The sequence below is a fragment of the Streptomyces sp. NPDC058665 genome, from assembly GCF_042714995.1.
Lineage (GTDB): Bacteria > Actinomycetota > Actinomycetes > Streptomycetales > Streptomycetaceae > Streptomyces.
Map to the genome: position 1 here is coordinate 1 of NZ_JBHXRX010000024.1, position 9944 is coordinate 9944.

A 9944-nucleotide genomic window follows, 5' to 3' on the forward strand; every position below is an offset into this window, starting at 1 on the left:
GCCGGGCTGGCTGTGAGGGGGTGGGTCGCTCGTTCGTGTGAGTTCCAGTGTAGTGCAGGCATCGGATTGATGCAGCATGTACCGTTGGCGGAAACACGGGACACCCCCCAAACCATCTGGGCGGGGCGCGGGAAGCGAGGACGCTTTGAATTCCTTGGGCTTCGAAAGGCGCTTTGAAGCGCGGAAGGAAATCCATCGTGAGGTTACCGGGCTGACGAGAGAGCAGATTCATGAGCGCTGGGTGGCCGCTGGCGGTCTGGATAGCCGGGAGGATCAGCCGGGGCCGCTCAGCACGGAGGACCGGCTGGCAGCGGTCCGGCGGAACGAGCTGAAGCGCATCTGGACTCTGATGACCGAGGACGACTGGGAGACCTACTCCCCCGAGAGCGACCCGGAAGTGCACCGGTGGCAGCGGAAGCAGAGTGAGCGTCAGGAACGCGAAAGCGGGGCGGCCGCAGGGCTGGAGCCGGAGCTGATCCGCTACCGGATCGTGGCGCAGCGGACCGATCCGGCGCACCCTGGCGCCGCGTTGCTGACGAACTACGCCTACGGGCGGTCGGTCGAGGACGCCGTCGCCAAGGTCCGCAAGGCCCTGGAGAAGCCGGGCGGTCTGTACGGGGACCAGGGCTTGTATCGCGTGGTGGAGGTGGTCGAGGAGAGCCCGGACAGCGCGCTCCGGCGGCAGGAGGACGCCCGCCGGCGGTACCTCACGACCATCCTGGAGAACGCCCTCACCACCGTGCGTGGCCGTGAGCCGGACAGTCCGGACGCGGAGCTGCTCAGCCTCCTGGACGACTTCTTCACCCGCGCCGTTGTCTTCCCTGACCCGCACGGCAGCGGCGTACATCCCCGGCCCCACCAGGCCACCTTCGGCTGGACCAGCGAGCCGCCAGGGATTGAGCACGCCAGCGACCCCGGCCGCGCCCTGGCCCTCTTCCTCCTGGCTTACCTGGACCACTACGGCCTGAACCTGGAAGCGGCCGTCCGCGCCGGTGACCAGTCCGTTCCGTCGCCCGTGAGCGAAGGCCGGCCTTCTCGGGAAGCAGAGGGGGGCGAGGCGCCGGCGGAACTTGTCGAGCGCGTCCTGGACATCTGCGGGCGGCACTACGCGGCCGTGACCGGCACCAGCTCCGAGCTGTGGGAGGCGGAGTCCCGGGAGGTGGTGGGGATCGCACTGCGGACCGCGCGCCTGGCGGAGCGGGATGCCTACCCGCAGGCCCTGGATGAGTACCTGCAAGCCAACCGGGCCCGGCTGGAGCGGCTGTGGCAGCGCTACGGGCCCGGCGGCATGTTCGCGGGTGAGCTCGTGCTGATCGACCTGCCCGGGTGCTTCGCACTGTGCGAGAGGATCGAGACGACCCCGCTCTGGCTCGAAGGGATCTGGGCGCAGGAGGGCCAGGAGGACACCGCGCTGGAAAGGTTCCATGACAGCTGGCTGTACGACACGGGGGAAAGGGACGGGCGATGAGCAGGATTCCGCTCAAGGAACACCAGGTCGACCAGAAGTCGGCTTTCCGTAAGTGGGTTGGATTCCCCGCAAGATCGCCGGTGCCTCCGGAGGGGGCCCGCGCCACGGGGGTGTCCGCGACCGGGTCCGGTAAAACGATCACGGCCGCCGCGAGCGCGCTGGAGTTCTTCCCGGACGGCCGGATCCTCGTGATGGTGCCGACCCTGGACCTGATCGTGCAGAGCGCGCAGTCCTGGCGCCGGGTCGGGCACCGCGCGCCGATGGTCGCGGTCTGCTCGGTGGACAAGGACGAAGTCCTGGAGGAACTCGGCGTCCGGACCACGACCAACCCGATCCAGCTCGCTTTGTGGGCCGACTCGGGGCCCGTCGTCGTATTCGCCACGTACGCCTCCCTGGTCGAGCGGGAGGACCTCGATGACATCACAACAGGGCGGCGGAAGGTCCCGGGGCCGCTGGAAGCCGCCCTGGCGGGCGGGGAACGGCTGTACGGGCAACAACTCTCCGGGTTCGACCTCGCGATCCTGGACGAAGGTCACATGACCGCCGGGGACATCGGCCGGCCCTGGGCCGCGATCCACGACAACAGCCGTATCCCGTGCGACTTCCGGCTTTACCTCACCGCGACCCCAAGGATTCTGGCCACGCCCCGGCCGCAGCGCGGGAAGGACGGCCGGGAGGTGGTGATCGCCTCGATGGAAGCCGACTCGCTCACCTACGGCAGCAGGATTTTCGACCTCGGTTTGGCGGAGGCGGTGGAACGCGCGATTCTCGCGGGGTTCGAGATTGACGTGCTGGAGATCCGCGACCCCGACCCGGTCCTCGGGTTGTCGGAGGACGCGCTGCGCGGTCGGCGCCTCGCGCTGCTCCAGGCCGCGCTGCTGGAACACGCGGCGCAGCAGAACCTGCACACCACCATGGTGTTCCACCAGCGGGTCGAGGAGGCACGGGCGTTCGCCGAGCAGATGCCGAAAACGGCCGCCGAGCTGTACGAGGCAGAGGCCTCCGCGGCGGCGCTCGCGGACGCCGAGGACCTGCCCGCCTCCTCCATCAGCGCCGAGCTGTACGACCTGGAGAACGGCCGCCACGTGCCCCCGGACCGGGTCTGGGCGGACTGGCTGTGCGGCGACCACCCCATCGCCCACCGCCGGGAGAGAATCGGGCAGTTCGCCAACGGCATCAACGCCAACAACCGGCGCGTACACCGCGCGTTCCTCTCCTCCGTACGCGCCCTCGGAGTCGGAGTCGACATCACCGGACTACGCGGAGTCGAAGCCGTGTGCATCGTCGGCTCCCGCAGCTCCCAGGTCGACATCGTCCAGAACATCGGCCGCGCCCTGCGCCCCAACCCCGACGGCACGACCAAGACCGCCCGGATCATCATCCCCGTCTTCCTCGCCGCAGGCGAAGACCCGACAGACATGCTCGCCTCCGCGAGCTACCAGCCCCTGGTCGACATCCTCCAGGCCCTGCGCTCGCACTCCGAACGCATGGTCGAGCAGCTCGCCTCCCGCGCCCTGACCCGCAGAACCGAGCGCCGGCGCGTCCACGTCCGCCCCGCCCCCGCATCTGGAGCCGGGGCGGAGAACAAGGACAACGCGGAGGAAGGGGAAAGCGAGGCGCAGCAGGAGGCCGACCGCGTCACCTCCATCGTGGTCAACTTCGCCTCCCCCCGCGACGCCGCCGACATCGCCGCACTCACCCGCTGCCGAGTCATCAGACCCGAGTCCCTGGTCTGGCTGGAGGGCTACCAGGCCCTGCTCCGCTGGCGCACCGAGAACCAGATCACCGGCCTGTACGCCATCCCCTACGACACCGAGACCGCAGCCGGCGCCACGAAGAACTACCCCCTCGGCAGGTGGGTCCACCAGCAGCGCCGCGCCCAGCGTGCGGGCGAACTCGACCCCCACCGCAAAGAACTGATGGACGACGCCGGGATGGTATGGGAGCCCGGCGACGAAGCGTGGGAGAACAAACTCGCCGCACTCCGCTCCTACCGGCGGGCCACCGGACACCTCGCCCCCCGACAAGACGCCCTCTGGGGCGAAGGCGAGGCCATGGTGCCCATCGGGCAGCACATGGCCAACCTGCGCCGCAGAGGCGGCCTCGGGAAGGACCCGAAGCGGGCCGCCGCACGCGCGGAGCAGCTGACGGCGATCGACCCCGACTGGAACTGCCCGTGGCCGCTGAACTGGCAGCGCCATTACCGCGTCCTCGCCGACCTCGTCGACGCCGACGGCACCCTGCCCCACATCCACCCCGGCGTGCTGATGGACGGAGACGACATCGGCAAGTGGCTCGAACAGCAGAAGAATCCGGGCACCTGGGCGCAGCTGACCGCCGAGCAGCAGGAGCGGCTGACCGCACTGGGCGTCCAGTCGCTTGAGGCCCCGTCTCCCGCCCCGACGGCCGCGCGGACGACGAAGGGGTCAGGCAAGGCGCAGCAGGCGTTCCAGCGAGGCGTTCAGGCCCTCGCACAGTACATCGCCCGCGAGGGCCACTACCGCGTCCCCAGGCCCCACACAGAAGAGATCACGGTAGAGGGCGAGGCCGCCCTGGCGGTCATCAAGCTGGGTGTGTGGGTCTCGAACACCAAATCGAGGCGGGACAAACTCACGTCAGAGCAACTGGGCGCGCTGCGGGAACTGGGCGTGGACTGGGCCTGACTCGGTCTGGCGCTGAGCCGCAGCGCGCGACAGCCCGGGCCGCAATGACCTGGGCTGTCGAGCTTGTACCCGCTCCGGCTTTGGAGGTGACGGCAGCTTGTATGGCTTCCTCGTGGGGGGCGGAGCTTATGGAGCCAGCAACTGGTCGAAGAACCCGCTCAGCATGAGCTTGGCAGCCTGTCGATCCACGAACTCAGCTCCGCCAAACCGGTACACCTCGTACCCCTGAAGACGAATCCGCCGGTCTTCTCGGACCATGTCGGCGTATAGGTCGGGTGCGGCCTTCCCATCACGCGAGTAGTGCTCCTTCCCGTCCAGCTCGAGAACGTATCGGCGACCGCCGGGAGCGAGCATCAGGAAGTCCATCCGCTGCCGCGTCAGCACCTTGCCTTCCGCCCGTTGGTTCCGCTGATGTTGCGCCAAGGGGTCGTAATGGAGATAGACCTGTGGCAACAGAGCAGGACAGTCGCCGAAGCCTCGCTGCATCGCGTGATCCCAGTAGGTGTCGAGCAACAGCTGCTCCGGGGCGTTGAGTGCCCCCCTCAGCCGCTTCAGAAGCGCCTGCAGCCTGAGGTGCTCAGACATCCCGTACATGCCGTCCTGGAGGTGCCACCACTTGCTGAGTTCGCTCCAGGTGAGGCCCGAGGCTCCCACTGGACGGTCATACAGCAGGCAGTGGTCCTTGTTCTTCGTGATCTCGATGACACCACCTGCGACGTCCCTCCAGACGATCTCTGGCTTCAGCGCGGCGGCGAAGATGAGGTTGCGCAACTCACCGCGCAGCCCCCGCAAGCCTCCGGTGAAGGTGGTCTGCTCGCGTCGTTCCAGCGCTGCGCGTGCTGGGGCGAAGACCCTGGTCAGGTCAGTAATGAGGCCATTCTTGTGCTCCATCCGGAACGAGTAGTAGCCCTGCTTGTCGTGAAAGGGGACCTCGAACTCGATATCGAGGCGGCGCAGAACGGCCTTGAGACACCGTATGACCGCTCCCGTCTCCGAGTTGTCCATCAGTCCGTCGTGCTCAGGGTCCTGGGGCAAGTCGTCGATCAGCAGGTCGATGAGAGCGTGCGCAGCCTCTTCGTCACCGCCGGCGGCCGGGGCGGTGCGAAGCTCGTTGATGGCCGCGCGGTTCAACCTCGTGTATGAGTAGTTGTCACGCTGGACAGTTTCAAAGAAGAGTTCCTGCGGCACCCTGTCCCCCTCAGCCCTCGTCCGGCAGAGCCCGAACGCCGGAATGATGATCTCGCAGGCCACTGACATCGAGCAGGAACTTTTGAAGGCTTTGCGTTGCGGTGGCAGGCACAGATCGACGGCACCTGTGGCAGGTCCGGCTCTCTGCGTGTGTCCCAGCCGAGGCAGACCCTGGCTTCGGTCTAGCACGCCTGTCAGGGCCGGTGCTCCCGCTCAAAGATCGGACCGTTCGCCTGGACGCTGCACCTGGTTGCCACGCCCTGACCTTGATCACCAGGTACGTGAGGCCGGTACCGTGCGCAGGGTCGCCAGGTCGATCCGGTGCTGGTGGTGAAGTCGGCATCCACGTCGCCCCCCCGGTCCCAACCTCTCTCCCGCCGATGGCCACCCTGCGGTCGTCGGCGGCGTCGTGACCAGAACCGTGAGACCCATATCAGCCTCGGGCTGACAGCGGCACTCGAGATGGACCGGCGGGTGGGCGGTCAATGAGTTTGGTGAAGAAGCCGGCGAGCAGCGGCTGGGCGCGGTCCCGGTCGCGGAGTTCGTCGTGGCCGAAGCGGAACACCTCGTAGCCGCGGAACTTCAGGTCGCGGTCCCCGGCCATGGTCGCAGCGTATTTCGCGCTGTCGGGTTCGGTCCCTTCGTTGCGGGTGTAGTGCTGCATGCCGTCGACTTCCAGCACCACTCGCCGGTTTCCCGGGAGCAGCATGAGGAAGTCCATCCGCAGGTTCTGCATGGCGTGCGCGCCGCGTTGGCGAAGGGTCTTGGGGTCCCAGTGCAGCCAGATCTCCGGCAGGAGGGCGGGCACGTCGTTCAAGTTGTCCCGGTTGGCGTGGTGGTAGTGCCAGAACAGGTTCTTCTGTCCTGGGGATTTTGGTGGCAGAGAAGCCTCCATGCGGCTGTAGAGGGCCCGCGCCGCCTGCTCCTGATCAGTGATATCCCGGGTTTCCTGCCACCAGTCCAGGAGGTCCCGCCAGAGCAGTCCCTCCTTGCCGACGGGGCGGTCGTAGACCAGCACCTCGTCGGCGCGCTCGGCTACCTCGATGTCGTTGTCGAGGGCGCTGGTGAAGCGGATGTCGGGCTTGCCCAGGGTGGCGAAGATGAGGTTGCGCGGTCGGCGTGCGGTACCGCGGCCATGCTCGACAAGCTGGAAGTGGGGGTAGCCGTCTGCTTCTCCGTGCTGGCTCAGTTGGGCGCTGGCGAGGTTCAGGTGCCGGTTAGCCATCTCGACGAAGCGGCGCTGCGCCGGCTCGTCGGGTAGAACGGCGGGGGATGCCAGGTCCTCGAGGAAGTGTCCGAAGCGAGGGTGCGGTGCTTCGAAGGCACCAAGCTGCTCGAAGAACTGCTCGGTCGTCCAGTCGTCCGGGAACCGAATCACGTGGCGCTCGATCTGGCTGCGCAGGCTGTTTGTCGGGGTGGCCCACCCGCCGAGTGGATCGTTGTCCAGGTGCCACAGTCGGCCCAGCAGGCTCATGAAGCGGTCCGGGTAGCCGAGGTGGTCGGACAGGTCGAAGTCTCTGGCCAGCTCGCGCCTGGTCCGGCCCGGGATATGCACGTGGTGGCGGCCGAGCCATAGAACATCCTGCAGCGCCATCCGCTCGGCCTGGTTGAGCTCCTCCTGCTCAAGAACCGCTGCGGCGACATCCGGCAGGCGGTCGTCGGGGCAGGCTTTCAGGCTGGCTACCAGGCGCTCGTGCTTGGTGTTGCCCTCGCTGGGCTCGGGAAGGCCGAGGCGCTCGCACAGCGCCGGCAGTTCCTTCGCGGTGTGGCGCGTGTACAGCGTGAGGAGCACGCCGTCGATCAGCCTCCGCAGCAGCACCATGTCCATCTGTTCCCCCATCCCCTGATGATGAGCGACGCCCGGACACGATTCCACTCTGCCCGTTCACCTTGCCCCGGCAACCAAATTCGCAGTGCACTCGCACACCGCGCCTCTACCGTGATGCGCATGTCGTACGAATCGATCCACGAGCATCTGCTGATATCGGCCCGGAAGTGGGCGCGTACGGCTGTCGACGCGTACCTGGAGGAGCCCATCGACCAAGACTTCGCCGTGCATCACATGGCGGTCGCGGTGGAACACGCGTCCAAGGCGTACCTGGCGTCCATCGCTCCCGTGCTCCTTGCGTCAGAGAAGCAGCCGAGCGTGGACGACCTCCTGGTCCTGAGCGGGAACGAAGACAGGACGAAGAAGGGCCGCGCCGGCCTCAAGACCATCGGCGGCGAGGGGGCCATCCTCAGGGCAGCCCAGCTCCTCGGCCCCGAGCACAAGGCGCCGACCAAGCTCAAGGAACTGCGGGAGTCTCGCAACGGCATCACCCACATGGGGTGGGGCCAGCCTGTCACCGAATGCCGCGCACTCCTGGCCGCGGGCATCGAGCACATCAACGCCCTGCTGAAGGCCCTGTCGGCAGAGCCCGATGGCTTCTGGGGCGCGCACCTCGAAGCCTGCACCGCGCTGGTGGCCCAGGCCACGAGCGAGATGGAGATCCGGTACCAGGCGAAACTCCGGCAGGCCCGCGAGCGCTTCGCACAGACCACCCGGAGCCTGTCCGAAGCCGAGATCGCCGAACTCGTCAGCAGCCTTTCCGCACTGCCGACAGCCGCTCCGGGGCTGCTGTCCGTACCCGCCGCGTGCCCCGCATGCGACCACACCGGCTTCGCGAGCGGCCGGGACAAACTCGGTGACTACCTGGATGTTTGGTTCCTCCCCCGGCACTTCGGATGCCGCCTGTGCGGGCTCACACTCACGAGGTGGGAACTGGACCTCGCTGGAATCAAAGCCCAGGTACTCAACGACGACGAAGAGCCCGACCCCGACTGGGAACCCAACTTCGAAACGTACTGAGGTTCAGGGCGGCGATCCTCCGCTGACAGTGCCTCATCCGTCGAAGAAATCGGACAACGCGCGACGCTGCTGTCCCTCGCGGGCGATCTGCTGCGCGAGGACATCGCGGTCGATGTACGGGTCGACGGCCGCGAGGACCAGGCGCCTCAGTTCGTCCGGCTCCAGCGCCTCCACCTCCCACTGCACCGGGCGCTCAATGACGCCGGTCGCCGGGTCGCGGTGAACCGGCTCGTACAGGCCCGCGGTGTCACCGACCGTGAACCAGCCGCCGAACCACGGGGCGTCGGTGGTCTCCAGCTCGATCCCGGCGAGCGGGCCGCCCGCGAAGCGAACGATCACAGCAGTACCTCCGTCTGGCGGGAGTTTCCCGCCTCACCCCTTGGTGCAAGCTCAGCGCCCGGAGGACAGCACCGGGATGCCAGCGACTTCCGTCCCGGCCCGGTCGCCGCCGGGCCGGACCAAGCACGCCCCAATCCCCGGCCGCGGCCGTACCGCCCGTCCCTTACTCCTTCACTCCAGCCAGGGGACATGGGCAGAGCGGCCACAACGGGGATGTCGGCACTCCGACCACGACAAACCCGAGTGGTGACCTGCGCGAACACGGAGACGGTCCGTCGGGCCGCGCAACGGTCAGGCACATCCCCTGTCGCAACCCCGTACTCCTGGTCGACCGAGGCGCCGGGTCATGCGGCCCGGACGGCTCCGCGGGCACGGACCAGCTGGCGCAGCTCGGTGCGCGCCGCCGGCACCGAGGGGGCGGTCTCCCAGTACGGGTGCCACCACAGCCGTACGGACAGGCGCAGCAGACGGCGGCGCAGGGCCGTGGTGCTACGGGGGGCGGGATGCAGCAGTTCAGCCCTGCGGTTGAAGTAGGTCAGACGGCTATCGGCGCTGGCACGGTGTCCCGCCCTGCCGTAGACGAGTTCACTCATCGTCTTCCTGGAGCCTTTCGTCAAGACCGCGGAGCAGGGAGTGCATGGCGAGCAGGGCGGGCACCGTGAACTCTTCGCGATACGCGTCGTACGACGATGTGTGCGCGACCGCGTTCCGGTTGAACGTGCCGGTGACGACGCTCGTGCGCTGGAACGTCGAGGACAACGGGCGCACGACCAGGTGGGCACGGAGCTCGAATACCCCAACCGTGCGCTCCGGCAAGGGGATGTTCGCGATGACGTACTTGATGGTCTCCCTGGGGCCCGCCACGCCCGTGATCGGCACATTCTGAGCGTCACGAGTGCTGCTGAACTCGTCCCGGTACCAAGCGATGGCGTGCTGCTCCACCGCGGTATTGGTGACGTTCGCCGCGATAGAAAGCGCCCCCTCCCAGTGACCGGCGGCAGCGCAGTCCGCCGCCCTTCGCGCAAGCTCCACGAGGTCCTCCAGGTCCTCGTGCTCGACATCGTCCAAACCGTCGCTGATCTCTTCCAGCAGGGCCCCCTTGTGTGCCATGAGGTAGCCGTAGCGTGCCGCGCGGTCAGGTTCTTTGAGCAGCGCCCGCAGGTGATCTGCGCTCGGCGCGAACATCATTCCGATGCCGTCCTCGGTACACAGGGCGATGAGCCGATCCCACTCGTCGTCCGTGAAGCCCTGAAGGTTCGACGGAAACAGCAGCTCAGCCAGATCCGCGGCCTTGGCCGCGATCCCAGCGGCAAGGCCCCGAAGAAAGGCACTGCCATCGAACCCGAGCAACGAAGCGCTGAGACCAGGGAACTGCTTGGCCTTCAGGTCGGCCAAGGGACTCCGATACGCACCGGCCGCGCGGAGGACCGACGCGCCT

At 67.7% G+C, this 9944-nt stretch carries 8 protein-coding genes; 3 read left to right on the plus strand and 5 right to left on the minus strand.

Going from position 1 to position 9944, the window contains the following annotated elements; all coding sequences use genetic code 11:
* The first annotated feature begins 241 nt into the window (after window positions 1-241).
* The gene (locus tag ACFWV8_RS17445) at window positions 242-1468 is read left to right on the plus strand and encodes a hypothetical protein (RefSeq protein WP_384202358.1); all 1227 of its coding nucleotides are present in this window, start codon (window positions 242-244) and stop codon (window positions 1466-1468) included.
* On the plus strand, window positions 1465-4131 hold the full coding sequence (locus ACFWV8_RS17450; protein ID WP_384202361.1) for a Helicase associated domain protein: 2667 nt from the start codon (window positions 1465-1467) through the stop codon (window positions 4129-4131). The genes ACFWV8_RS17445 and ACFWV8_RS17450 overlap by 4 nt, the downstream gene beginning before the upstream one ends.
* A 126-nt stretch (window positions 4132-4257) precedes the next feature.
* On the opposite strand, the gene ACFWV8_RS17455 is transcribed toward ACFWV8_RS17450, so the two are convergent.
* Together ACFWV8_RS17455 and ACFWV8_RS17460 are read right to left on the minus strand one after the other, a co-directional pair.
* Window positions 4258-5382 (minus strand): hypothetical protein, encoded by a 1125-nt coding sequence (locus tag ACFWV8_RS17455; RefSeq protein WP_384202364.1) that lies wholly within the window; start codon window positions 5380-5382, stop codon window positions 4258-4260.
* 370 nt (window positions 5383-5752) lie between these two features.
* The gene (locus tag ACFWV8_RS17460) at window positions 5753-7159 is read right to left on the minus strand and encodes a hypothetical protein (RefSeq protein ID WP_384202367.1); all 1407 of its coding nucleotides are present in this window, start codon (window positions 7157-7159) and stop codon (window positions 5753-5755) included.
* Between the two features lie 108 nt (window positions 7160-7267).
* Between ACFWV8_RS17460 and ACFWV8_RS17465 the strand changes: the two genes are divergently transcribed.
* The gene (locus tag ACFWV8_RS17465; RefSeq protein ID WP_384202370.1) at window positions 7268-8167 is read left to right on the plus strand and encodes a hypothetical protein; all 900 of its coding nucleotides are present in this window, start codon (window positions 7268-7270) and stop codon (window positions 8165-8167) included.
* Between the two features lie 33 nt (window positions 8168-8200).
* Here the strand turns inward: ACFWV8_RS17465 and ACFWV8_RS17470 are convergent, their stop codons facing one another.
* From ACFWV8_RS17470 to ACFWV8_RS17480, 3 genes are all read right to left on the minus strand, one after another.
* Complete coding sequence (locus ACFWV8_RS17470; RefSeq protein WP_384202373.1) at window positions 8201-8506, minus strand: hypothetical protein; 306 nt, start codon at window positions 8504-8506, stop codon at window positions 8201-8203.
* A 344-nt stretch (window positions 8507-8850) separates the two neighbouring features.
* The gene (locus tag ACFWV8_RS17475) at window positions 8851-9099 is read right to left on the minus strand and encodes a hypothetical protein (protein WP_384202376.1); all 249 of its coding nucleotides are present in this window, start codon (window positions 9097-9099) and stop codon (window positions 8851-8853) included.
* A partial coding sequence (locus ACFWV8_RS17480) for a hypothetical protein (RefSeq protein WP_384202379.1) occupies window positions 9092-9944 on the minus strand: 853 nt, incomplete at its 5' end. The genes ACFWV8_RS17475 and ACFWV8_RS17480, both read right to left, overlap by 8 nt.

Excerpts from the sequence above, each read along its gene's own strand:
- ACFWV8_RS17450 (WP_384202361.1), top strand. The coding sequence starts at position 1,465 with ATGAGCAGGATTCCGCTCAAGGAACACCAGGTCGACCAGAAGTCGGCT.
- ACFWV8_RS17460 (WP_384202367.1), bottom strand. The coding sequence starts at position 7,159 with ATGGGGGAACAGATGGACATGGTGCTGCTGCGGAGGCTGATCGACGGC.
- ACFWV8_RS17465 (WP_384202370.1), top strand. The coding sequence starts at position 7,268 with ATGTCGTACGAATCGATCCACGAGCATCTGCTGATATCGGCCCGGAAG.
- ACFWV8_RS17475 (WP_384202376.1), bottom strand. The coding sequence starts at position 9,099 with ATGAGTGAACTCGTCTACGGCAGGGCGGGACACCGTGCCAGCGCCGAT.